This is a genomic window from Streptomyces sp. BE20, from assembly GCF_036322525.1.
In the GTDB taxonomy this organism is placed as follows: domain Bacteria; phylum Actinomycetota; class Actinomycetes; order Streptomycetales; family Streptomycetaceae; genus Kitasatospora.
In genome coordinates this window covers 1-23,706 of sequence record NZ_JAQYWW010000520.1, presented here as the reverse complement: position 1 = coordinate 23,706, position 23,706 = coordinate 1, and the positions used below count along the sequence as shown (strand labels likewise).

At 73.1% G+C, this 23,706-nt stretch carries 22 protein-coding genes and 1 pseudogene; 14 read left to right on the top strand and 9 right to left on the bottom strand.

Annotation, left to right across the window (positions count from 1 at the left end):
- Positions 1 to 251: 251 nt before the first annotated feature.
- Entirely contained in the window at positions 252 to 767 is a 516-nt protein-coding gene (locus PUR61_RS08320; RefSeq protein WP_329877289.1) for a hypothetical protein, read from the bottom strand.
- A 272-nt stretch (positions 768 to 1,039) separates the two neighbouring features.
- Positions 1,040 to 1,618 carry a DUF6431 domain-containing protein gene (locus PUR61_RS08315; protein WP_329877287.1) on the bottom strand — a complete coding sequence of 193 codons (579 nt, stop codon included), beginning with the start codon at positions 1,616 to 1,618 and terminating at the stop codon, positions 1,040 to 1,042.
- 457 nt (positions 1,619 to 2,075) lie between these two features.
- Here PUR61_RS08315 and PUR61_RS08310 point away from each other — a divergent pair, with 457 nt between their 5' ends.
- The 4 genes and pseudogenes from PUR61_RS08310 to PUR61_RS08295 all read left to right on the top strand — a co-directional run bounded on the left by PUR61_RS08310 (position 2,076) and on the right by PUR61_RS08295 (position 6,767).
- The gene (locus tag PUR61_RS08310) at positions 2,076 to 3,959 is read left to right on the top strand and encodes a hypothetical protein (protein ID WP_329877285.1); all 1,884 of its coding nucleotides are present in this window, start codon (positions 2,076 to 2,078) and stop codon (positions 3,957 to 3,959) included.
- A pseudogene (locus PUR61_RS08305) lies at positions 3,956 to 4,234 on the top strand (WhiB family transcriptional regulator); the annotation flags it as partial. The gene PUR61_RS08310 and the pseudogene PUR61_RS08305, both read left to right, overlap by 4 nt.
- Before the next feature lie 250 nt (positions 4,235 to 4,484).
- Positions 4,485 to 5,132, top strand: a complete 648-nt coding sequence (locus tag PUR61_RS08300; protein WP_329877283.1) for a hypothetical protein — start codon at positions 4,485 to 4,487, stop codon at positions 5,130 to 5,132.
- Between the two features lie 570 nt (positions 5,133 to 5,702).
- Positions 5,703 to 6,767 carry a PhlD gene (locus PUR61_RS08295; protein WP_329877281.1) on the top strand — a complete coding sequence of 355 codons (1,065 nt, stop codon included), beginning with the start codon at positions 5,703 to 5,705 and terminating at the stop codon, positions 6,765 to 6,767.
- Here PUR61_RS08295 and PUR61_RS08290 read toward each other — a convergent pair.
- The 3 genes from PUR61_RS08290 to PUR61_RS08280 are packed head-to-tail and all read right to left on the bottom strand — an operon-like array spanning position 6,662 to position 9,371.
- On the bottom strand, positions 6,662 to 7,618 hold the full coding sequence (locus PUR61_RS08290; protein ID WP_329877279.1) for a hypothetical protein: 957 nt from the start codon (positions 7,616 to 7,618) through the stop codon (positions 6,662 to 6,664). The two genes, PUR61_RS08295 and PUR61_RS08290, sit on opposite strands and share 106 nt — an antisense overlap.
- On the bottom strand, positions 7,615 to 9,063 hold the full coding sequence (locus tag PUR61_RS08285) for a DnaB-like helicase N-terminal domain-containing protein (protein ID WP_329877277.1): 1,449 nt from the start codon (positions 9,061 to 9,063) through the stop codon (positions 7,615 to 7,617). The genes PUR61_RS08290 and PUR61_RS08285 overlap by 4 nt, the downstream gene beginning before the upstream one ends.
- On the bottom strand, positions 9,060 to 9,371 hold the full coding sequence (locus PUR61_RS08280; RefSeq protein WP_329877275.1) for a hypothetical protein: 312 nt from the start codon (positions 9,369 to 9,371) through the stop codon (positions 9,060 to 9,062). The genes PUR61_RS08285 and PUR61_RS08280 overlap by 4 nt, the downstream gene beginning before the upstream one ends.
- A 558-nt stretch (positions 9,372 to 9,929) precedes the next feature.
- On the opposite strand from PUR61_RS08280, the gene PUR61_RS08275 reads away from it, so the two are divergent.
- On the top strand, positions 9,930 to 11,489 hold the full coding sequence (locus PUR61_RS08275) for a hypothetical protein (RefSeq protein ID WP_329877273.1): 1,560 nt from the start codon (positions 9,930 to 9,932) through the stop codon (positions 11,487 to 11,489).
- A gap of 286 nt (positions 11,490 to 11,775) precedes the next feature.
- Here PUR61_RS08275 and PUR61_RS08270 read toward each other — a convergent pair whose 3' ends face one another.
- Both PUR61_RS08270 and PUR61_RS08265 read right to left on the bottom strand, forming a co-directional pair.
- Positions 11,776 to 11,982: a hypothetical protein gene (locus tag PUR61_RS08270; RefSeq protein ID WP_329877271.1), complete on the bottom strand. Its 207-nt coding sequence runs from the start codon at positions 11,980 to 11,982 to the stop codon at positions 11,776 to 11,778.
- An 811-nt stretch (positions 11,983 to 12,793) separates the two neighbouring features.
- Positions 12,794 to 13,063: a helix-turn-helix transcriptional regulator gene (locus PUR61_RS08265; protein ID WP_329877269.1), complete on the bottom strand. Its 270-nt coding sequence runs from the start codon at positions 13,061 to 13,063 to the stop codon at positions 12,794 to 12,796.
- Between the two features lie 543 nt (positions 13,064 to 13,606).
- Between PUR61_RS08265 and PUR61_RS08260 the strand changes: the two genes are divergently transcribed.
- Positions 13,607 to 15,502, top strand: coding sequence for a helix-turn-helix domain-containing protein (locus PUR61_RS08260; RefSeq protein ID WP_329877267.1), 1,896 nt, complete (start codon positions 13,607 to 13,609; stop codon positions 15,500 to 15,502).
- A 332-nt stretch (positions 15,503 to 15,834) separates the two neighbouring features.
- Here PUR61_RS08260 and PUR61_RS08255 read toward each other — a convergent pair whose 3' ends face one another.
- Positions 15,835 to 16,125 (bottom strand): hypothetical protein, encoded by a 291-nt coding sequence (locus tag PUR61_RS08255; RefSeq protein WP_329877265.1) that lies wholly within the window; start codon positions 16,123 to 16,125, stop codon positions 15,835 to 15,837.
- A gap of 386 nt (positions 16,126 to 16,511) precedes the next feature.
- Between PUR61_RS08255 and PUR61_RS08250 the strand changes: the two genes are divergently transcribed.
- From PUR61_RS08250 to PUR61_RS08215, 8 genes are all read left to right on the top strand, one after another.
- Positions 16,512 to 17,987, top strand: coding sequence for an NF041680 family putative transposase (locus tag PUR61_RS08250; RefSeq protein WP_329877263.1), 1,476 nt, complete (start codon positions 16,512 to 16,514; stop codon positions 17,985 to 17,987).
- 67 nt (positions 17,988 to 18,054) lie between these two features.
- The gene (locus PUR61_RS08245) at positions 18,055 to 18,315 is read left to right on the top strand and encodes a transposase (RefSeq protein WP_329877261.1); all 261 of its coding nucleotides are present in this window, start codon (positions 18,055 to 18,057) and stop codon (positions 18,313 to 18,315) included.
- A gap of 723 nt (positions 18,316 to 19,038) precedes the next feature.
- On the top strand, positions 19,039 to 19,230 hold the full coding sequence (locus PUR61_RS08240; RefSeq protein WP_329877259.1) for a hypothetical protein: 192 nt from the start codon (positions 19,039 to 19,041) through the stop codon (positions 19,228 to 19,230).
- 55 nt (positions 19,231 to 19,285) lie between these two features.
- Positions 19,286 to 19,975: a hypothetical protein gene (locus PUR61_RS08235; protein ID WP_329877257.1), complete on the top strand. Its 690-nt coding sequence runs from the start codon at positions 19,286 to 19,288 to the stop codon at positions 19,973 to 19,975.
- The gene (locus tag PUR61_RS08230) at positions 19,972 to 20,685 is read left to right on the top strand and encodes a hypothetical protein (protein WP_329877255.1); all 714 of its coding nucleotides are present in this window, start codon (positions 19,972 to 19,974) and stop codon (positions 20,683 to 20,685) included. The genes PUR61_RS08235 and PUR61_RS08230 overlap by 4 nt, the downstream gene beginning before the upstream one ends.
- Before the next feature lie 647 nt (positions 20,686 to 21,332).
- Complete coding sequence (locus tag PUR61_RS08225) at positions 21,333 to 21,494, top strand: hypothetical protein (protein WP_329877253.1); 162 nt, start codon at positions 21,333 to 21,335, stop codon at positions 21,492 to 21,494.
- 178 nt (positions 21,495 to 21,672) lie between these two features.
- Entirely contained in the window at positions 21,673 to 22,788 is a 1,116-nt protein-coding gene (locus PUR61_RS08220; protein WP_329877251.1) for a helix-turn-helix domain-containing protein, read from the top strand.
- 82 nt (positions 22,789 to 22,870) lie between these two features.
- Complete coding sequence (locus tag PUR61_RS08215; protein ID WP_329877249.1) at positions 22,871 to 23,305, top strand: sigma factor-like helix-turn-helix DNA-binding protein; 435 nt, start codon at positions 22,871 to 22,873, stop codon at positions 23,303 to 23,305.
- A gap of 51 nt (positions 23,306 to 23,356) precedes the next feature.
- Here the strand turns inward: PUR61_RS08215 and PUR61_RS08210 are convergent, their stop codons facing one another.
- Positions 23,357 to 23,611 (bottom strand): hypothetical protein, encoded by a 255-nt coding sequence (locus PUR61_RS08210; RefSeq protein WP_329877247.1) that lies wholly within the window; start codon positions 23,609 to 23,611, stop codon positions 23,357 to 23,359.
- Positions 23,612 to 23,706: the final 95 nt, after the last annotated feature.

Sequence of the window (23,706 nt, the reverse complement as noted above, 5' to 3'; positions counted from 1 at the left end):
CCTGCCGTGCACGGTCAGGCGGGCGTTACGGTGGGACACGAAGACCTCCGGTGCGGTGCAGTCCTAGACAGCTCCACCACACCGGAGGTCTTTACGTTTGATCAAGCCCGACCACTGTCAACAACGCTCGTGATCAATACAACTAGCCACCGCCGCCGGCTCACCGAGCGTCTCACCGGTGGCTTCCCGGCCACCACTGTTGCCCGGCGCCGAGAATGGTCCTGTCCGCAGTTCCGTGAACGATCTCGGGCTCAGTCGTCGGCCGCGACCAGGAGCGTCAGCATCGTCCGGTCCTGGTCGATGACGACGTATTCGTGGAAGTCGATGTGCACGCCGCCCCAGTCGTGGAACTCCTGGCGTCCCCGGTCCTGGAGGTGGTAGCAGTTGGTGGCCGAGTCGATCAGGGCATGCACTGTCGAAGCGAGCGTCTCCTCCAGGGACACCGGGATGGAGCCGTGCTGGCCAGCCCAGCTGCGAAGGGTGCAAAGTGCCTCGGCACTGGCAACCGGCCGGTAGGCATGCGCCGTGACGTGCTTGAGCCAGTACGGGCCGTGGTGCATCCCCGCAGGATCGACGCCGCCGCCTGCGTAGTCATCGCGGAACTGCTCGTGCGCAACGAGCGCCGCCAGCAGTTCACTGTCCTGGATGCCCTGGGGGAACCGGAAGGACTTCACGTCGACCCAGCGGTAGCCGTGGGGGCCGTGGCCTGTGAAGTCGTGGTGCCGGAAGTTCACGAGGACCTGAGTATCCAGGACGAGCTTCGTCACAGGCGCACGCTATCGCGCCACGAGACGGCGAGCGATCGGCCTGGGCTTCGCGGAACTGAGGCCAGAGCCCCGAGAATGCCGACGAGCGGGGCGTTCACCGTGCCGATGACCTTCCGGGCGAACCGGACACCGTCATGAGTAAGGTGTCGCGCGTCATCGGCATGGTGTCGCCCGTGTGCGTACGGAACTGGCCCGGTGGAGAGCTCACCGGGCGGTCGGACGGTTCAGCGGCGGCGCTGGGGCAGGCGGGGGCCGGGAACGACGTCGGCGGTTCAGCCCGACGGCGACATGGCCAGCAGCCGGCCTCGCGTCAGGACGGCGATCCGCTGCCACAGGCCGTGGCCCTCACCGCCCAGGCGCCGGCCGACGGCCAGCGCGGCGGCGATCAGGGCCTCGACGGCGGAGGCGAGCGGGGTGGGCCGGTCCAGAGTCGGCAGGGCCGCCGGGTCGAGCGCCACGACGGCCTGGACGCCCACGGTCCACAGCTGGTGGGCCAAGCGCCGAGCGCGCCGGAGCCAGCCGCGCACGGTGCTTTCCGGGGCGTCGAGCTCGGCGGCGAGGGTCCGGTGACCGCGCCCGCGTGCCGCGCCCAGGAGGGCCTGGCCGACGAAGTGGACCGTGTAGGCCCGGCCCGGCAGCAGGGCGGCGTCGAGCACGACGTGCGTGGCCGGGCAGGCGGTGCACCGGGCTCGGTCCGGACGCACCGTCAGCAGCTGGCCGCCCAGGTCGCGCACCGTCCGGCTCCTGGCCCGGCCCCAGGGCCGCAGCGCACCACCGTAGTCCGGGCAGCGCGGCAGCCGGCGGACCGGCGCCCGCCGGGCCGCAGCCGCGTCCAGCACCTCGATCAACATCCATCCCGTCAGGCTCGCCCGGCCACCGCACCCAGGAAGGGGGAGCCGGTGTTGCACCCTGGCCCCCGCCGGGCCGTCCGCGCGAGTCGGACCACCCGGCCACGGCGACAGGCACCGCGCGACACCGCTCGGTCCGCTGCCCACTGCCCGCCTCGGTCTTCATCTTCAGCGGCAAGGTGCCGCCCCAAACGAACGCCGAACCTGCCGATCCTCATCGGCACGCTCAACGCCCGATCCGCGCCCGCGACATCGGCATGGTGAGCCGCCCAACACCCCACGCCCGGCCGCGCACGATCCCGCCAGACGGAAGGCGCGCACCACCGCTCCCGCCCACCGGGAGCAGCACCGAACAACGGTTGCCCCCCGGTACACCGCCCCCGCACGCTCGATCTCCCCAGCCCCGCCCCCGCGCACGAGAGGCAGGCCGTTGACCGCGCCGACACCACCACCCGAGCCCGTGAGGTACGCGCTCACCTCCGTCTACACCAACCAGTACCTCGGCGGCGCGGACGGACCCTCACTGCTCACCGCCGACCCGATCACCGCCGCGCACACCTTCCTGGCCACCGACCGGATCGGCCACCTGGAGGTCATGGCCCACGCCACCGCCCCCGACGGCACCCTGATGCCGGTGCGGCCCGGCGAGATCGTGGAACGCGCCCTGGCCGAACTACCCGCGGACGACCCGCGCCACGGCACGCTGTGCACGGCGCAGGCCGACTGGCTCGAGGATCGCCTGTGGGACCGGGAAGACGAGCCGTTCGCCTCCGCGCCCGCCGGCCCGGACTGGCACCGCGCCGGCGCGGCCTGGGGCGCCGAGTTCACGGCGCTGCCCGGCGACGGCGTCCTCACCGAACTCGCGGCGCGCTACCCGGGCACCGAGCTGTCGCATGTGCCACTGGTGACGGCGGCCCTGCGCACCGTGCGCGCCATCCGCCAGGCCACCGGACCGGTCCGCCGCCAGGACCGGCAGGCACTCGCCGCGAACTGGCGGATCCTCAGCCCCGCCCGGCCGGGCCACACGGAGCCCGCCGTCCTGGCCGCCGCCGCCTGGTACCTGGAGCGCCTGGCCGACCTCGACCCGCTCACCGCCCGGCCCCCCGCCCACCTCACCGACGCCCAGCGCTCCCAGTGGCGCGAGGCCGCCGTGGACCTGCAGCGCGACCTCTTGGTCCTTGTCCCCGAACGGCACCCGGCCCGGATCGAGACGTTCACCGCCCTGACGTACGCCGAACCCGCAGACCCTGCGCCGCACAGCGACGCCCCCACCGAGGAGAGCGACCGCCGCCGCGTCGAAGCCGCCCTCGTCGGGGCGCTGGACCACCTGCCGCTGGACGGCGAGGTACGCGCGCGGGTGCGCGCGGCCGCAGCCGGCGTCCTGCAGCCGCCGCAGCCCCTCCCGATCCCCGACCAGCCGGCCCAGGACGCCGACGCCGCCCTCCACTGGCGCCGCCGCGTGCCCTCCGCGCAGCGGGCGGCCGAGGACAACGACGCCACCCTCACCAACGCCTACACCTACGTCGCCCACGCCCAGCGCGAGATCGACCACGGCGTCAGGCCCGCAGGCTCGCAAGGCACCACCGTCCTCGCCGCGAACCTGGCCGCCGAGACCACCGGGCGCCACGCCGTCCTCGGCCGCCTGCTCGCCCTCGCCGACGCCGAACGCACCGCAACCGCCCACGAACCGCACCTGCACAAGCTCGCGGACACGGCCGCGCAGGCCGCCCGCGCCGCCGCCCAGGACCAGGCGCTACGGCCGATGGAGGCCCACTACGCCGCGCAGGCCGCCTACACGGTGACCTTCGACGCCGCCCGCTCCCTCCTGGACGAGGACCTCGCGCAGCAGCGCCGCACGGTGCGGGCCACCGTCGCCGCGCACTTCCCCCGCCCCGGCCACCGCCTCGGCGACCAGCTCGCCGCCGGCATCGACCAGGAGGCCGTCGCCCGCGCGCGCAACGCCGTCGCCGTCCTTACCCGCGCGCTGGACGACCTGCTCGCGGCCGACCGTAACCCCCGAGCCGGCCTCGCGCCCACCGCCGAGCAGATCAGCGAGGCGCGCTCACGCGCCGACGCCGCCCGTCAGCGCTTCAACGAGATCACCGGCACGGACAGACCCGCCACCCTGGAGGCACTGAGGGCCCTGCGCGCGGTGATGGACCTGCCCGAACCGCCCCCGCCGGGCGACGGCGACGGCCGCCTGGCCCGCCACCGCCGGCAGCTCACCGAGCGTCTCACCGCCACCGGACCGGCCGCCGCCACCACAACACCCGGGCCGCGCCCGGCCCGGAACCTGCCCCGGCAGGAGCCCCGTCCCGCCACCGTGAAGCGAGGAATGCGTTGACCCGCCGTGAAGACCCCCAGGCCCCGCGGCGCGACTGGCTGCACCGCGCCCTGTGCCGCGAACAGGACCCCGAGCTGTTCTTCCCCGTCGGCAACCAGGGCCCCGCCCTCCTGCAGATCGACCAGGCCAAGGCCGTGTGCCAGCGCTGCCCGGTACGCGCCGAATGCCGGCTCTGGGCCCTGGCCACCCACCAGGAAGCCGGTGTGTGGGGAGGCGTCAGCGAGGAAGAACGGCGCTCCGTCCGCCGCCGCGCCGCCCGCACCCGGGCCAGGAACAAGGCGAAGGAGACCAAGGACGCCACCCCCGCCGAGAACCCCGAGACGGACGGACAGCGCCGCCGCCCCGCAGCCCGCACCACCGTCCTCGCCCAGGCCTGAGCCCGCCCGCCCCGCAGGCGGGCGGGGCCGGGCGAAGCACCCCCTCACCCCGGGTGATACACCTTGGACACCGGGCAACACCCCTACCCGGCAAACCGATTGCAGAGCCCCGGCCCTGGGCGCCCTGCCGCACCCACCGGAGAGCGCCGTGTCCCGCGACCCCTACCGGCGCCTCTACGAGGACAGCGAGATCTTCGCGCTGCACCTCGCACGCCGGGCCGCCGGTCCCACCCTCACCGCCGACACCGCAGACGCCCTGCACGACCTCGCCGTCCGCCACCCTCCGCTCGTGGCGGACGACGCGGCCATCGCCCTCACCGGCGCCCTCGCCCGCCTGGCCTGCACCGCGCTGCGCGCGGCCAGCCTGCACCACCACCCCCTGGCCGCCCGGCTCCTGGGAGACCAACCGACTCCCAGCGCCGCGCACCTGCGCGAGATCACCGGCGTCCTCGACCGGCTCGACCACGGCCTGCTCAGCACCGACCCGACCACGCTGGGGCACTGCTTCGTCGAGCTCGTCCGTCTGGCCCTGGCCGAGCAGCTGCCTGGCGGCCGCTCCCTGCACGAGAGCGCCGCCGAGCCGTTCAGCTACGCCCTGGCCGGCGACCAGGCGCCCGGCACAGCGCTGGCACCGCTGGTCACCCGTGCCGCACACATCACCCTCACCTGCCTGCACCACCTGCTCGGCCCCGACTCCAACGGCGGCCCCCACGGTGGCGCCGCGCTGGACCAGATTCTGGACGGCTTCGAGCTGCACAAGATCACGCAGCAGGCCACCGCGACGGGCACCCCGTGACACCACCGGGACCGGCGGCAACCAGAGAGGGCGACGCAGCGTCAACCACCGGCACCCACAGGGAGTCCCACCGCGTCCATTCCCAGGCGGCCGGTGTCGGATCCGACATCGCCAGGTAGCGTGATCGTCATCAGCATCCGCCGACGGGGGGAGGGATGTCATGGTGCTGAGCTGTCGCAACCCTGCGTACAACACCGTACCCGGGCCGGTCACCATCGGGGGTCCCGGCATGCTTCACCGGCGCTGCTCGCACGTCTGCGTACGGGCACCGGCACCGCCCGGCACCGATGGTGAACCGCACCGTCGGCAGAACTGACGGCCCACGCCACGGGCCCGATCCGTGGTGCTGGCCCGGCCCCGGGACCGCCCTGCCACCCGCGCACCACACCCGCGCCTGAGCCGGCCCGCGCCCGCACCCCTCGTACGGCGACCGCCCACGCGCCACGCCACCCGACCGCACTCCGCCGCCCGGACCTGCCCGGCCGGAGCGGACGCCCGTGCCCCGCGGCGGCCCCACCACACCCACCGGCCCGCCGCAGCAGCGGGCCGCACCCGAAGGGACCCCGAGAGTTGATCCCTCCCACCGCCTACGTCAGCCGCCCCGCCCTCGTCCTCGGCGAACACGTCGTCGACGCCACCCGCGTCCGCGACGACATCCTCGCCTGGAACCCCGACCACCCCAAGCGCGAGGTCGTCCGCAAGGCGCTCGCCAACCTCCCCGGCACACGCCGCTACCTGCGTCCCTACGAGGAGATAGTCGGCGAGCGCAATCCCACCCAGCGCAAGGACGACGTCTTCGACGTCATCCTCGAAGCCGCCCAGCAAGCCGCCCGCGCCGCCATGGACCAGGCGGGCGTCACCCCCGCCGACATCGACTGCATCATCACCACCAGCTCCACCGGCGACCGCATGCCCGGACTCGACGTCCACCTGCAGAACACCCTCCCGCTGCGCCCCGACATCCGCCGCCGCCCCCTGACACAGCTCGCGTGCGCGGGCGGTACCCAGGCACTGATCATGGCCGAGGAACACCTGGCCAGGTACCCCGAGCACAGGGTCCTCGTCGTCGCGGGGGAGTTCCTGTCCTCCCTCTACCAGCAGTCACTGCTGTCGATCGAGGACCTCATCTACAAGGCCCTGTGGGGCGACCTGGTGGCCGCCACCGTCGTGGCCACCCGCCCCCTGGGCGCCGCCGCGTCCCTTCGCATCGACCACACGCTTGAGTACGTCATCCCTCACACCACCGACCGCTACCGCAAGGAGACCGACCAGAGAGGAGACCACTTCTCCTCCACCAGAGCCTCGCTGCGCTCGGTCACCGACCTCGCTCCCGTCCTGCTGGAGTGGCTCGCCAAACACCTCGACACCCCCCTGGACTTCGGCGTCCTGCACCCGGGCGGCCCGGCGATCCTCACCAAGCTCGCCACCGCACTCGACGTCGACGACGAGTTCACCCGGCACTCGCGCGAGGTCCTCTTCCACGAGGGCAACCTGGGCGGCCCGACCATCTTCTCGGTCCTGGAACGCACCTACACTGCCCCTCCCACCGACGGCGGCCGCGGACTGGTCTTCGGCCTCGGCCCGGGAGTCGCGCTGGCCGCGCTTCTGGTGACCTGGACCGATTCGCGGGCCTGACCCCTCACCAGCTGGGCCACCCGGGACGCATCCCTGGGCGGCCCAGCGCCGGCACCCGCGCTCACAGCGCCGCCGCGGACACCCTCCCGCCGACGCTTCGCGGCAGGAGGACGCCACGAGGAGCCGGCCGGCCGGGGCCGGCGCACCAGGACCGGCGACGAGGGGGAGAGCGGCGCGAACCCGCCCCGCCCGTAGAGGCGGGCGAGCCGCTCGTCGGCGGCCACCGCCACCAGGGAGATCCCGTTGCCGTCGGCCCACTCCAGAAGCTCGCGCACCAGACGGCGGGTCGCCTGCCCGTCGCGCCCGCCGGCCAGCGACCCCACCTCCGCCCACGGCCCGCGCAGAACGCGGACGTCACGGCGCAGCCGCACCCCCGTGCCGGCCGCCCGGACGAGAGAGGCGAGTTGCCACACCAGCAGAGCCGCGATCAGGAGCAGCACCGCGGTCATCGAGTACCGGCTGCCATCGGGTCCCGCGACGGCGCCCCCGACGGCGGCCCCCGCCACAGCGGCAGGGGTGAGCATCGCCGCGAACGCGGCCACGGTGCAGGGCAGGAGCAGCACGTTCTGCCAGGCGGTACGAGTCCAGGACTGGGGCCGGCGCAGTACGAGCGTCGCCGGGCCCCGAGACATCACCCGGCCCGCGCAGCGGTGGACGACCGTCTCGACCAACCAGAACGGGGCGAACAGGGCGCGCAGCCACCGGGGGCGGGCGCCGGCGGGGGCGAAGGCCTGCGTGAGGACGCCGGCGAGCTGCGGCAGGCGGCGCCACGGCGCGAGCAGGCCGACCGGCGCGCGGACCGCGGCGGCGGCGTCCTGCCCGGGCGCCGCCGCCGCGGCAGGGGATCTCACCGCGCCCCCTGGCCGGTGCGTGCGGGGGACCAGGTGGCCTGGGTGAGGCGGGCGGCCTGGGCGGAAGCGTGCTGGAGATGCCCGCGGGCGGTGCCGATGACCATGCCGGGGGCCGCGGTGGGATCGCCGACGGCGGTGTTGATCGCCGACGTCGCGGAGCGCACGTGGTGCACGATGCTGGCCTCCACCAGCTGCCGGCCCCCGGCCTGGGCGATGCCGGGCCGACCTGCCTGGTACATCGCCCACACCTGATCGGGGGCGAGCGCGCCCGGCGCGACGGCGCCACGCCGGTGGGCGTCCCACACCACCAGCGCCGGATCGACGGTGCCGCGCTCGGCGGCCGCGTCCTGGAGGGAGGTGAACAGCTGGGCCCGACCCGGCTGGGTGAAGTCCTCGGCGCGCAACCAGCGGCCCACCTGCTCCATCTGCCGGGGATCGCGCAGCAGCGACGACAGCACGGCGTCCTCGGTGAACGACATCTCCGGGCGCGGGGAAGCCTGCGGCGCCAGCGCCGCGCCGACGGCCTCGATGCGGCCCAAGGCCTGCTCCCAGCGGTCCTCCAGTCGCTGGAGGGTGCCGAGCATGGCGTTGATCTCCATCTCGGCGGCGGGCGCGCCCGGCATCTGCAGGGTGTTCTCCACCCGCCAGGATCCCTCGGCGACCTGCTGTTGGATGCTGGTCTGCAGAACCCGCTGGCCTAGCTGGGCGGCGTGCTCGGGATGGGGGACCTGTTGGGTGGTGGTAAGGGCGTGGATCTGCTGCGCGACGGCCGGCCAGGCGGAACCCGGGACTGTCCAGCGCTCGCCGGCGGCCTTGTGTTGCAACTGCTCGTAGAGCATCCGGGCCAGCACCTGCTGCCGCTCGGCGGGGGAGGAACGGATGGCGACGGCGGGGTGGGCGTACAGCTTCTCCTCCACCAGGGCCTTGTACATCTGCCCGATCCACGGGTCCTGGAAGTCGCGGGCCTTGAGCCAGCCCGCCAGTCGCGCGCCTTCCTCGGGCCGGGCCAGGACCGCGGCCAGTACCGCCCGCTCTGCGAACTGCCCCTGTGCGCCGACGGTGCGCTCCAGGCTCGCCTGGGCCACCACACGGCCGTACTGGGCGGCGTTGGCGGAGTTGGGCACGCTGGCGGGCAGACTCGTGACATAGGCGGCGACCTGCTGCCAGTCGGCTCCGCTCACCTGCCAGCCGTCGGCGCCGGCCCGCGCGCGCAGATTCTCCACCACCAAACGCCCCAGCACCTGGGTCCGCTGCTGGGGCGGCGCGGCGAGGACCGCCGGGTGGGCGTAGAGGTGGTGGTCCACCAGTGTGCGGTAGATCTCCTTGCGCCACGGGTCCGCGAAGTCCTCGGCCCGCAGCCAGTCACGCACCTCCAGCGCGCGGCGGGGATCCTGCAGGACCGCACCCAGCAGGGCCTCCTCGGAGTACGCCTCCGGGCCGCTCACCGTGGCTCCGCCGGGCCCGGCTCGGCCTGGGTGAACACGGCCTGCTGGGACAGCGCCCAGCGCCGGGCCTCCTCGTCCAGAGCCGCGACGGCCGCCTCCTCCAACGGCTCCCACCAGCCCTCACCCGCACGCCACCACCGCTCCACGAACCGCACCGGCGCCCCGGGGAAGCCGCCCAGCAGTGTGGCGTCGCCCGCCTCCAGGTGCTGGCGCATGGCCTCCAGGCTGACCGGCCCCGACCGCAGCCGCTCCGCCCGGGTGGTGGCGAAGTCCGCCAGGGAGGACAGCTGCTGCTCGCTCAAGGCCATGACGCCCCTCCGTTCCCCGTCGTCGAATCCCAAGGCCCAGCCCCCGGCAGATGTGCCGAGGCAGGCGCGGGCGGGTCCTGCCCCGCCATCAAAGGCCCCCGCAGGGCCTACGGGGCAGCACACGAGCCGTCTGTTCCCGCCTGGAGGAAACCGCGGACGGAATATCCCGCCGGGCGGGATCCACAGCCCGGCAGGCTGCGGCCTCGCCCCTGGGCCGTGCACTGTGAGGGGGACCCGGCCCACCCGGACCGGCCGCCCGGGACGGCGAGTCCCCCCACGACCGCTCGCCGTCCCGGCCCATCCGCCAGCCGACCAAGGAGAGGCCCACGTGGAGCGCGACGAGGTGAGCGACGAGGACTGGGAGCGGGCGATGGGCCGCATGCCCGCGGACGTCTTCGGCCCTGACGACGACGGCTACGAACGCCGCGCGCACTGACCCGCCCCCATACCCGTCCCGGCCAGCCCCGCCGCCACCGGCCCCACGCCACCGGGGCCGGGGCCGGTCGGCCTTCCCACCCCGCCCCGGCCGCCCGGCGGCCGGACAAGGAGGACCGCGCAGTGCATCCCGACTGGTGGACACAGGGCAACACGGGGGACGAGTCGCCGTGGCTGCGCATTCCGCACGCCGAACGCAACCTGGCCGACGGCGACGAAGAGCTCATCGCCCTCCAACTGGACCACGAGGGCACCGAGATCGGCCCCTCCTGGCAGGTCGGGCACACGCTCTACACCCTGGTCGGCCACGACGCCGCCACCGGCACCCGCACCCTGTACGCCCTGCGTGCCTCCGGCACCGTGCAACGCCTGCTCGAAAGCGTCCCACCGGCGCACCTCTACGGTGCCTGGCTGCTCCTCACCTCCCCTGCGGCCCCCTCAGAACCGCTGTGCCAGCTCGCCTTCGAGCACCTCCTGGAAGAGAGCTACGCCGCGCCCGACCCGCAGGAGACCTTGGACGACATCGAACGCCGCCGCTGCCTGCAGGCCCGCGACCTCAACGCCTGGGCCCGCGAGCAGGGCATCATCCCCGCCACCACCCCGGCCACCTCCGTCCCCGACGTGCCGGACAGCCCGACCCTCCAGTCCCCCGTCCAGGAGCAGGCCGCCCTCCGGCAGTGGCTGCGCGCGCTGGAGGACGAACTCGACCTGCCCGCCGCCCCCGAACCGTCCGAACCGCACCCCACCGACCCCGGACTGGAAGAAGCCTTCGACCCAGGGCCCCCCGCCGGGACCGGATGGCTCCCCCCGCCGCTGACCCGCGCCGGTGACCTCGCGGACGAGGGCGGGCCGGACACCGCACCGCTCGCACCGCGCCCCCACGGACACCGCGGCGACGACGACCTCGACCGCGCCCTGCTGCGCGCCGAGTGGGAGATGCGGCAGGCGGACCTGCGGGCCGGCGCGGCGACCTCCACGCCCGGGATGCTCCGCGTCGACGCGCTCTTCGGCCGCGGCCCGCAGTACACAGCCCTCACGCGGGGCACCGAACGGCTGGCCTCCGCCGCCGCTCTGATGCGCTGCGCCCATGAGGCCGAGGTGGAGCGCGCCGACAGTGTGCGGGCAGCGGCCCGTCACCGGCAAGAGGCGCGAGCCCTTGAGTCCTGGGCGCTCCTGCCCTGGTGGAGCGTCATCGTGCGGGGGCAGTGGCCGCCGGCCCATCGGTGCCGGCTGCGGGGACGGGCCCAGACCGAGCGGGCCCGGTCGGTGGCGTTGGAACGTCGGGCACTGACCTGCGGGGAGAGCAGGGGCAGCTACCTGGCCAGGGCCCGCAGGGTCGCTCCCGGGTCCCGGGACCCCGTCGGCGACGTCGAGCGTCTGCAGGAGGTGCTGCCCCGTCTGCGGGAGGAGGCGGTGGCGGTAGACTGCCTCTCCGTGCAGGAACGCTTCGACGCGCTCCAGGACGAGGCCCGTTCGGCGCGCAACCTGTGGCGCTGGCACTGGTTCGGTACCTGGCACATCCGGCGGGAATTGAGGGAGCGCCACCGCGCGGCCGCAAGCGGGCCGGTACCGGCGGTGGAGGACTTCGAGGCTCCGGCCGTGGAGGACCTGCGGTACTGCGAGCGGCCGCCGAGGCCCGGTCCGGGGTCGGCCGCAGCGCCCGACAACGGGAACCCGGGGTGATGGACGGCCGCACCTGCGTCGGCCGGCGCCCGGTTCGCTCGTGGACCGCCTTGTGCGCGGCCGCGGCGGCGGCCCGTTCGGGCACGGGCCAGGCCAGCGGACGGCTGACCGCGCCGCCTACGCGCACGCGCTCCTGCACGTCCCGCACGCATCCGGGATCTGGGGCCGTCACGGCATTATCCGCGCGGTCGCAACTGCACGAGCGCACCATGACGACGCCACAGACCTCGACGAGCGCACAACCGGAGTCGGCCGGTGACGCAGGGGTCGGGCCTTTGCGGGTTGCTCAGGTGTCGTTGTCGAGCAGTAGTTGGTCCACCTGCTCGAGCTTGTCCGAGGACAACTGTCCCAGCCGTACGCACAGACGTCGCACCTGCGGGCTCCGTAGCGCGCTGGCCAGCGCCAGGTGCTCCTCCGGGCCCCAGACGGAGTTGGGAAAGAAGAAGCCGGGGGAGACCCTGAAGTGGTCGGCCAGCACTCCCAGGGTCTCCATGTTGGGGTTCGCGGACCGGCCCGTGCGGAGTCTGTAGAGAGTGTTCTCGGCGACGGGACACTCACCCCGCCGCGCGGCGATCGCCGTGACGACGGCGGCATCCGACGGCGGCTTCTCGCCGGGTGGGGTCGAAGCCCGCCGGAGAGCCTCGATCCTCTCCGCCAACGTCGGGGGCTTGCGGTCAGCGTGAATCACAGCAGCTCTGCCTCCACATCACGTCCCGGCAGGGCCGTACGGGAAGCCGGCGTGCAGCTCCCTCATCATCTCTGGCCACGGTCGACCGGCTCTCTTCCTCTGGTTGCCACGCGCACTTCTCCGAACGTGTGCGGGACTCGGAGACGGGTGTCCACAGGTATCTGGGCAACACGACCCCAGGCACGCGCCCCACGGCCCGAGAACCACGGGTTCCACTCTCGGGGTAGGGCGGGCCTATGTCCACGCTCGAATTCGTCATCAGTGTGCCCGAAGGAGGGCCCCGACTTGTAGGGGGCCGGTCCCCGCCCACGCCAGCCGCCGCTCACGGGGGCCCGGTCCGCAGGATGCTTCACGGTGCCGGCCGGACCCGCGGGCCCATCGGAAGGACGCGCCACCCGCACCCGGTGCGACAGTGGAACCGGTCGTCTGCGGCCGGCGCGGCGGTTGGCGCCGGCGCACACCTCGCGGGAATGCTGGCCGGCTCGGCCCCTGCACGACGGGCCGGTCCGCGGCCGGCGCGTGTCGCGGCGTCACGTCAGGTCACCGGCGGCGGGGGTGGACCGCCGGGCAGGAGCCCGGCGACCGCTCACAGCAGGCACCGCGTCAGCCGCCCGGGTCACACCCCCGGGCCGTCGAAGACGATCTCGTACATCGACCGCTCCTCGGCCTCGCTCATCTTCAGCACCCTGGCGACCCGGTCCAGCAGCAGGCGGGAGGGGCGGTGGACGTTGCCCCGCTCGAAGTCGCCGTAGTGACGGCCCGATACCCCGACCATCTCGGCGACCTTCTCCTGCGACAGTTCCGTACGCCCCCGGCAGGACGTGAGAAGTCCGCGCAGGTCGCCGGTGGCGAGGGCGGACAGGTCGGTCACGGCGTTGGGTGACATGGTCGGGAACCTCCTCGTGTGCTTGTCGCCCGCGCACACCGAGCGCCAGGGCTTCTGGGACGTCCCCGGGCGCTCCGGCCGACGGCCGGCGTCGTACGGCCGAGCGGGTCACCTTGAACGTAATCAGAACCCGACAGGGACGGTACTGAACGAGAGCACCACGACTGCCTCCAAACCCTTGCGCAGCGCACACCGGCGCACAACACACCGTCACCAGAGCGCCGGGCGCGCATCGTGGAAGGCGGCGCGGAGGTCCCTCGCCACCGAGACCACGCGGCGTCGACACGGCACATTCACGGGGTTGATGGCGGACGCCCACCAGACGGACCGCCCCCGCAGGCCCATCCGCTGACGCCCCCCGCGACCACCGGCACACCACCGCGTGTCGGTATGACCGCATACCGTGTTCGCCAGGGCGGATTTCTTCCTATGATCGACCTGTCACTCCCTGAATCCGTTCAGACTTTCAGGACCGCCCGGGCCCCGGCACCGCGGCCCACCGCACCAGGGTGCGAGCACGCACTCACGTCCAGGAGGTGCAGATTGCCCACGTTGCGATTCGCGACCGGCGTGGAGGAATCAGAACTCCGCTTCGTCGAAGAAGCCACCACCGCCGACGCAGACCGGCCACTCGAAGGCGTTCACGCGCTGACACCGGACAACGACCCGGACCCCGACCAGATCCGCCGTCACCTCGTCGTCATCCAGGCCCAAGACCCACGACTGAGCGACCGCATCCAACTGGCCCGCCTGCTGAGCCGCCTCAAGCGCGCCCAGGCGACAGCACTTGCCATCGCCCAGCCGCCGACCGGCCGCACCACCACGGCCGCATCCCGCATCACCGCCGCCGAACGCCGCGGGATACCCCTGCTGACGATCTGCCACGAGCCCGCGACCTGGCTGCTCCTGCACCGCGCCGTCACACGGGAACACCATGACCAACTGACCCGGACCGCCACGCTGCACCGCGAACTCTTGGAACAGATCCATCACCTCGGCCAGCCGGACGGGACCCAGCGCCTCGTCACCTGGCTCGCCTCCACCGCCCGCGCCCACGTCACCGTCGTCTCCCCTCGGCTGCTGACCACCGCCGCCGCCCCCGCCGACGCCCACGACGTCCTCCAGCCCGCCCACGAGGAAATCACCAGACTCGCCCACACCGGAGGCATCGGATCCGCCGCACTCGACACCGAAGGCCACCAGATCCGGCTCTTCACCATTGGCGACACCTGCCCGGCCCCCGTACTCGCCCTCGCGGCCCCCGCCTTCACCCCTCAGACCAACACCGCCATCGCGCGAACCCTCGACCTCCTGGTCGCCCAAAGCGCCATCGAGAACGCCGCCCGCGGACGCGCCCGCCTCAGACAAGGCGAGGAATCCGTACGCCAAGCCATCCTGCAACTGCTGATGACCGGTCACGTGACCGACGCCCAGCGCACCGCCGCCGGCATCGCCCCAGGAGTCCTCGACACCGACGAATGCCGCGTCTTCGTCCTCAAAACCGCCTCCCACACCGAGCGCGCGACCGTCATCCAACAGTGCGACGACGCCGTCGGCACCACCGCGCTCGTCAGCGCCTGCCCCGCCTTCCCCGACGAGGTGATCGTCGTCGCACCCCGCCGCACCGCCGAGCACCACGTCTTCACCAACCTCACCACCGTCGCCCAGCACGCCCCCCGCCGCTACCTCGGCGGCAGCAGCCCCCACCGCCTCGCCGACACCGCCCAGGCCTACCTCGACGCCAGCCGCGCCCTCATCGTGGCCCGCCGCATCACCGCCCGGGCCCACCTCTACATCACCGAGATCCAACTCGCCCACGTCCTCGACGCCCGTGCCTGCGCCTGGGCCCGGACCCTCCTGGCACCCATCCTGGACCTGCCCGACACCCGCCGCGACCAACTCCTCGCCACGCTGCGCCTGGGCCTGGACTTCCAGCCGGCCGCCGCCGCCCGGATCCTCGGAACCCACCGAAACACGGTGGCCCGCCGCCTCGCCGAGGCCGCCGAGCTCCTGGACTCCGACCTGCAGGACATTGCCCACCGCGCGGTCATCGGCCTCGCACTCGAAGTCCGAGCCCGCAGACACCACCGCGTCCAGCCGGCCGCCGAACCAAGCGTCGGGATCAGATCGCTCCTTGACACCGACGAAGTGCGGCGATGGGCCAGGCAGTTCCTCGAGCCGCTGCACTCCGACCGCAGACCCCTGCTCGAGACACTGGCCGCCTGGGCCCGCTCCAATGGCCGCGTCGACATCGCGGCCGCGGCCCTTGACATGAACCCGGCCACCGTCCGTTCGCACCTGCGGCAGGCCGAGCACCTGCTCCAGCGCCGTCTGGTCACCGGTTCCCATGCCGACACGGACACCGAGCCGGACATCGCGGGAGCCCACGACGTCGTGCTGGCCATGGCGACCCTGTGTGACGACGTTGTCCAAATATGACCATGGCATGCCATTGAGTGCGAAGTCCTCGGAATCGACATCCGCCTCCCGCCCAGCCAGGCCGCAGAGTCGCTGCGGGTGGCCGCGCGTGCGCCGCGGTGGGTGCGGGTGCGCGCGAACCCGATGGCGGGGTCAACAGCCCGGTGCCCCGCGCCCGGGTTGTGGCGGTGGGCTGTGACTGCAGGTCGTGGAGGCGGCCGCGTTCCAGGCGGAGATCGCCAGGCGGTTGCCCGCCACCGCCCCGGACGCCAGCGCCTTCGTCAGGGTCCGGTGCGGGTCTTCACCGCCGTGCCCGGGGTTCACCGCCAGTTCGGCTGGTCCACCGTTCCCCACTACTGGGCCAACTCGTCCTGCTGCGCCATTAACCGGCCGCGGTCCGGCATGGGCTCGACGGTCACCGTCACGGGGTCGCTTGCCTCGTGGTGTCGGCTGTGACGCTGCAGTTCCACCAGGGCGGCCACCTGGTCCAGGGCCATGGGGCCTTCCAGCACGAAGTCGCGGGAGGCGGTGCGGCGGGCACCGGTTGCCCGCACGAGGCCGACGACGGTGTCGAAGTCCTCGAAGAACCGCAGGTTGATCCGGATATGCGGGCCCCAGCCCTCGGTCGTGTTCTCTGTCGTCATGCCAGCGAACCTAGGGACGCTCGCCGTACCCGCAGAAGACCCCGAAGGGGCCATTGACCTGTGGTCTCGCGGTCCCGCACCCGCTCCACTCTGCGGGAGTCTAGTGCCGTGGCCCAACCCTGTCCGGGGTTCACCCGCGCGGGTGAAGCGGGCGCCGACCGGCGTCCCGGCCCGCGGGCGGTGGCGTAGTCTGCGGGCCAGCGCCTTGAGTTTCCCCCGAGGTGCGGAAGGTTGCCAAACATGGCCTGATCTTGTGATTTATCCATCGGGCTCGAACAGGCCGACTCGGTGATCACTCGTCCGGGTGATCACGGGACACGGGAGCGGCCTTCGCGTGATCCTGAACTCGACCAAGAGGCACAGGACTTGACGCGAAGGCCGCTGTGATGAGTGTGGTGGAACAGGGTGTGCAGGGCGAGCCGTTCGCTGAACTGTCACGCTTCCGGGGGGTCTTCTACGACTGTCTGACCGGGCGGCGCGACGCGCTGTTCGAGCTCACCGACGCCGTGCTGTGCACCGACGGCCCGGTGAAGACCCTGGTCGGCCTGGCGCTCGCCCCCGAGCACCGGCGCGGGCACGGCGCCCTGTACGGCGCGCTGAACCGCGGCCGGGTGGACGTCGAGCGACTGCGGGCCGAGCTGGCCGGCCTGCCGCTGCCGCGCGCCGCCGACGGACGCCTGGTGCTGGCCGTGGACGTCTCGCCGTGGCTGCGGCCCGACGCCGACACGAGCGACGCCCGTTCGTTCTGCCACACCTACGGCCGGGGCGACGCCAGGCACCAGATGATCCCGGGCTGGCCCTACTCGTGGGTCGTCGCCCTGGAATCGGGCCGGACCTCATGGGTCGCCCCGCTGGACGTGGTGCGGCTGGAGCCCGGCGCCGACATCGCGGCCGTCACCGCAGCCCAACTCCGGGACGTGGTAGGCCGGTTGATCTCCGCCGGGCAGTGGACGATCGGCGACCCGGCCGTGTTGATCGTGGCCGACGCCGGCTACGACGTGATGCGGCTGGCCTGGCTGCTGCGCGACCTGCCCATCGAGATCCTGGGCCGTCTGCGCTCGGACCGGGTGATGCGCCGCCCGGCACCGACCCGCGCGGAGTTCGCCGCGGCCAACCCGGCTGGCGGGCGGCCGCCCAAGCACGGCAGCGAGTTCATCTTCAAGGACGCCAGGACCTGGGGCGCCCCGGACACGGAGACGAAGACGGAGACCACCCGCTACGGCACCGCCCACGCCCGGAGCTGGGACCGGCTCCACCCGGAGCTGCAAGGACGCGCCGCCTGGCGCGACCACCCCGGCCAGCTCCCGGTCATCGAGGGCACCGTCGTCCGGCTTCAGGTCGACCACCTGCCCAGCGGCGGCGACCCCAAGCCGCTGTGGCTGTGGTGGTCACGGCCCACGGCCGGACCCACGGAGACCGACCTGGCCTGGCAGGCGTTCCTGCGCAGGTTCGACATCGAGCACTTCTTCAGGATGATCAAGCAGACGCTCGGCTGGACCGCTCCGAGGCTGCGGGAAGCCGAGGCGGCGGACCGCTGGACCTGGCTGATCGTTGCCGCCTGCACCCAGCTCCGCCTCGCCCGCTCCCTGACCACCGACCTGCGGCGGCCCTGGGAGAAGCCGGCCGAACCGAACAAGCTCACCCCGGCACGGGTCCGACGCGGGTTCCGACACCTCCACGCCAGAACCTCAACACCGGCCGCAGTGCCGAAACCCACCCGCCCCGGCCCCGGGCGCCCGCCCGGCTCCAAGAACCGCCGCCCCGCGAACCGCTACGACGTGGGCCTGCTCCTGGCCACCGGCGAGCCCTACCGCCGACCGGCTCATCACAAGGTCGGCACCAAACCCCGCCGCACCGGATAAATCACAAGCTGATTGGTCGTGAGAAGGGAGCCTCTGCCATAGCTGCACCGATGAGTATCCGCCCGAGTTGCGGCAGCGCGCTGTTGCCGCGTACCGGGCTGCCGATCCGAAGCCCGTGATCCGTCAGATGGCCCGGGACCTGGGCGTGCACCACGAGGCCCTGCGGAACTGGATCCGCCGGGACGAGGCGGACCGGGGCGAGCGTGACGACCGGCTGAGCACCGACGACAAGGAGGAGCTGGCCGCTCTGCGAAAGGAGAACGCCGAGCTCCGCCGGTCCTGCGAGATCCTCAAGGCCGCCCCTCTGGCCCCGTCCCGGGAGCTGTAGACACTGACCGCCCATCCGGTGGGTACGGGGAGCGGTGGTCCGCTTCGGGCCGCACCGCGTCGAACGGGATGGACACTGCTAGGCCGCCGCACATGACACCGGGCCGGGCCCCGCACGCGGGTTCCTCGCCACTCGTTTCCACTCGCCTTTTCCTGTCTGAGCTTCTGCGCAGGCTTCTTCGATCTGGTCGGGCCACTGACCGGAAAGCGAACCTGTTGACACGCTATGTCGTCACCCGGGTGCCTCGGGCGAGAACACGGAGACGGACGGCGACCTGTCGGACCGGAGCGGGCGGTGTACCCCGGGCCGGTGGCGCTGGATCGCGCTGCTGGAGTACGGGCGGGATCGGCGCGGCGGGTCGCTGGCGGCGGTCTGACCCGGGAGACCGGTAGAGGAGTGGTTCCCGGCCGGGCAACCCTCCTCGTTGCCGCGCTGTTTTCAGGCGGCCGCATGTTCGGCTGGGGCCAGGTCTGGCAGATGCGGCTGCGGCAGGGGGAGCGGCCGTCGGGGCCGCGTCGTTGGTGGTCCGACGCGGAGGCGGTCTTCGTCATGCCCTGCCAGTGCACCGCTGACCGGGTAGCGGCACAATCCCGCTGTCGTGAGGCCGGCCCTCGCGGCGGCCTCGCCCTCTTCTCCTATCCGTCTGGCGGCGCGGTGAGCCGCGCGGGCGGGGCCTTCGCGGTTCCGCAGATGTGGCGGGCGGGCCGCTTCTAGCCTGCGGCCATGACGACGATGGTGACCCTGCACGGCGGCCCCCTCGACGGCGGGAGCACCCCGGTGGACCCGGACGACCCGGACCCGTGGGTGGCCGTCGTCTGCGACGGCTGCGCCTTCCCGGGCGGGCGGAGTGTGTACGAGCCGGACGGGAGTGGCCGGTGGACCTGGGTCCGGGATCTGCCCTGGGAGGCGATGTGAGGGCGGGGCGGGGCTGACGTTTGGTCACTCGAACACGTGCTCGAATAATGGGGGTGTGACCGCCGACGTTCCCTTCTCCCGCCCCCACCGCTCGCCCGAGCGGCCGGGCGACGCGGTGTGGGCGCCGCGGGAGCTGATGACGCTGCCGGGCGCGTCCCGGGACGTGCGCAGGTGGCGGCTGGTGGAGATCCGGCTGGGCGGGCGGTGGCGGCCCGGGCTGCTCACGGTGTGGCGCAGGCCGCCCGGCAGTACGAGCTGGGTGGTCCACGTGCGGTGGGACGACGACGCGACCGCGTCCGAGGGACAGGCCTGGGGCTGGTTCCTCTACGACGAGGAGACGGTGCGCCCGCTGCCCGAGCCCGGCGAGCGGCCGCCGGTCCGGGCTCCGTTCCACGGGGCGTGGCGTGATGCGCTCACGCTGCCGTCCGAGCTCGCGGGCGCGCCCGACCCGGACGGGGCGGACCGGTGCTGGCGCCTGGCGTGGGTGCGGACCGGGGGAGGCTGGCGCTCGGGCCTGGTCACAGCCCGACGCCGCCCGGGCCCGGACGTGCCGTGGATCGCCCACGCGCGCTGGGGCGAGGACAAACAGAGCGCCTGGCTGCTCTACGACCCGGCCGCGGTGCGGATCCTGCCCCGGGCCAGCGAAACCGGCGACGACACGGGCACGTCCTCCGGCCACGTCAGCCCGGTCGGGGCGGCTCCGGCCAGCGACCGCGGACACGCGGATCCGGGGACCGCCGGATGAGGAACGCCACCGCGCCGGGTCCGGTACTGCCCGTGCCCGACCGGGGGGAGGAGCGCGGGCTCAGGCTGGCGGACCTGCTGGAGGAGACCAGCCCGGCCGCCCGACGTGCGCGCGTCGAGGCCGCGACCCGACCGGTCCTGCCCGCCCTTCAGCCGCTGCTGCCCGACGGCCGGCTGCCCAAGGGCGCCGTCATCGAGGTCGCCGGTGACACGGGCCTGTTGCTCGCCCTGGCCGCCGGGCCCGCGGCCGCAGCCCCCACCGCGTGGACCGCCGCCATCGCCATGCCCACCCTCGGCCTGGCCGCCGCCCGCGCCTACGGCCTGCCCTGGGAGCGCCTCCTCGTCGCCGACACCCCGGGAGACCGGTGGAGCGAGGTCGCCTCCGTCCTGGCCGGCGCCTGCGAGGTCATCCTTCTCGCCGCCCCCACCCACGTGCCCCCGCGCACCCTCGACCGCCTCGCCGCCCACCTGCGCCGCACCGGCACCGTCCTGCTCACCCCCGGCCCCTGGCCCGGCGCCCGGCTGCGCCTTGAGGTGACCGGCCACCAGTGGTCCGGGCTGGGCGACGGCTGGGGGCGGGGGCCGGCGGCCCGAGCGCGTACGGCTGAGCTCCGGCTGCCGGACCAGTGGGGCGGCGTCAGCGCGGTGGTCGAGGCCGACGATCCCGCGCTGACGCCGCAGGGCGCAGCTCCGGTAGGGGTGCCGGCGTAGCCGCGCGTGCCGGGCGGGGGGTGTTCACCCTCGGGGGGCCGCCGGGGCGTGGCCCGATCTCGGTGCGGAGTGGGTGGTCGTGGGGCGGGAGGTGTCGCTGACAGAAGGTGCAACGGCCGGTGGCAGTTGCCGTCTCGTTCGCAGTGTGTGTTGGCAACAGTGCGTACGGTGAGGTGCCGGGGAGTGGCGGGCGCTGACAGCAGGCGCGTTGGGAGTGTGCGAAGGCGCCGGGCTGCGGGTGGCACGCATCCTGAGCACCGAAGTTTGCGTTTCGTTGACGCCGGTGCGCTCAGGGTGTCAGGAGAGCCGAAATAAACCGGATGGGATTCGGAACCGCCGCAGTCACTACTTGACCAACTGCTTTCGGTTCTGATCGCTTCGTTCGAATTCTTTCCTGGGGGCGGCCGTTAAGAAGATGAGCCGTTAACGCGCCGGGGTGGGCGCGTTGTAGTGTCGCGAATACGGAGAGCCCCGGCAGGCCTGAGAAACCAATAGCGCCGGGGCTCTGCGCAACAACATCAATCGATCAAGGAGCTCTTGTGAGTCCTGACCGGATTCGGTACCTGCCCGCCTTGCGGCGATTCGACCGTGGCACCGAACCTAACATGCCTCTGCGTCCGCCCGGGGAAACCTCCGCCGCTGTTGCCATGTGGGTACATCTGAAAGGCGGCCTCCTCGTGGCCGTCCCCGGTGCGCTCGTCGCCCTGTGCGCGGGGGTCGCCCCCGGCCTCGGACTATCGGTCTTCCTGTGCGCCACTGGGACCGTCGCGAACGCGTCCCACGTCAGCTACCTGCGCCGTCGCACCTGACAGCACGACACGTCCCGCCCGGTCTGCGGCCCCGCCGCGGAGGGCGGGACCCCGTACTGCCATGGCCCGCCGTACGGCAATCCGTACGCGCTGTTCAGGATCAACGGGCATACGCGAACGAAATCCTTTTCAAGGGTCACCCGTTCGCGCTATCCCGCATTGCTTCGAGGAACGGGACATGACCCAGCCGACCGGGCCGAACCAGGCCTGCGACCAGTGCGGCGACATCTTCTCACCCAGCCCCCGCGGGCGCCGACGGCGATTCTGCACCGCCAAGTGCCGCTCCGCCGCGTACCGCAAGGCGAAGACCCCACCGCAGGAGCCGCCGCCGTCGGTCGACCCGATGGTCATCCAGATCGCCGGTGGCCTGATGGCGTCCGCCAGGCACCTTCAGAACGTGGCGAAGTCCGCCGAGCCCGCACTCGGCAACTTCGCCGAACTCAGGATCGCCGCCGAAATAGGTAAGGAGTACGACGAACTGCTCAACGCCGTCGTCTACCAGGCGCGGCTGCGCAAGGTCCGCTGGCCGGCCATCGCCGAGATCCTCGGAGTCAGTACCGAGACCGCGCGCACCCGCTGGGAGGAGGGGAAGGTCACCCGGATCCTGACACGCCGCCGCGAGCGGGGGAGGAAGACCGCTCGCCCGAGGGGTTCCGGCGCCAGGGAGCGCGGGTCACGCAACCGGCGCTCGGCCGCCATCACTCTCGATGCCCAGGCCCGGCTCGCCAGCGCCCTGTCCCACCTCCAGCGCGCCTCGGGCCGGTACATGCGGGAGATCGCGAAGGAGGCAGGTGTCTCCACCTCCTACATCTCCCGTGCGGTGAGCGGGGAACGCATGCCGCGCTGGGACGTGGTGGCCTCCTTCGCCCAATCGTGTGGCGCCGACCCCGTGCAGCTGCGCGTGCTGTGGGAGGAGGCCAACGGCAAACGGACGGTTCAGCCGTTCTTCGCCGGCCGGCCGAAGGCCCGTCCGGACGCCCTGTTCCAGCTCGCCTCCGGAATCCAGGGCCTCTACCTCGCCGCCGGCCGCCCCTCCCCGCAGCTGATTGCCGAGCGCGCCTCGTGCCACCTGACCCCTGCGCGGATCGACGCGATCCTGTCCGGCCAGGAGCTGTCGTCATGGCCGGACATCGCGACGGTGGTCAAGGCTCTCCAGGGGCCGCCCGAGGTCATCCGGCCGCTCTGGGAGTGCCTCCAGCTGGCGGCGAACCCCGAGTGGACACCCGAGAACCCCCTCCCTCCGACGCCCGCATCGCAAACCCAGGCAACCACCCTGCGCGCTGAGTCCTTCTGACCGGCTGCCGCGCCACAAGATCCGTGCCGCGGCAGCCGTGCACGCCCGCCCCGTCCACCCCCCGCATCCCTTGGGAAGCAGCATGCCGCCTTACCGGCACGGGCACCGACGATGCCGCCCGCCCCGGCCCGACCTGGTCGGGCCCTGGGCCCTCCGCGACCTCCACTACGCCCGGTACCTGCGGTACGCCGCCGCACTCCTGCCGGCCGCCGACGCCTGCACCGCCATCGATGAGGCGTTCGACGAGCTCACCGAGACCTGGTCCCACGTCCTGGCCGCCCCCAGCCCCGCCGCCTGCGCCTGGCAGGTGGTCCGCCGCTGCGTCCGCACGCTCGCCGGTCCGCTGAAGCCTGTCGCCCACCTCGCCGAGCCCCAGCAGGACGTCCTCGTTCTCCACCTCGTCCTCGACCTGCCAGAGACGGAAGTCGCCGAGCTCACCGGAACGGATCTGGCCGCCGTCCAGATGCACCTGCGCTCCGTCCGCGCCGCCCGCCCTCAGCCGACGACCACGACCTGACCGGCGACCGACACAGTGGCGAAGCCCGCGGTCAGCCGACACCGGTTCCGCCTACGAGATCGTCTCCTCAAGGACTCCCCGAAGGACGTGCTTGGCCAGGAACCGCGCCACCCCGATCGCAGCCGACGCCCCGACGTTCCCGGTGAGGCCGGCCAGGGCCTGGCAGCACAACCGGTCCGGCGACCACCAGCGCGAGCGCCCCGGAACCGCCGGCCGGGCCGCCGAACCCCGGCGTTCGACGCCGTCCCACCCCGCCCCGCCCTGTTCCTCGCCGCGCGGCCTCGCCTCCACCATGTCCTTCTCCATCTCCCGGGTAGTGAGTACAGACCCGGGTCTCCACGGTCCGGGGCACTGAGGTGCCGCCGGGCCGTTCGGGTGCTCCGCGTTACCGGACACCAGGG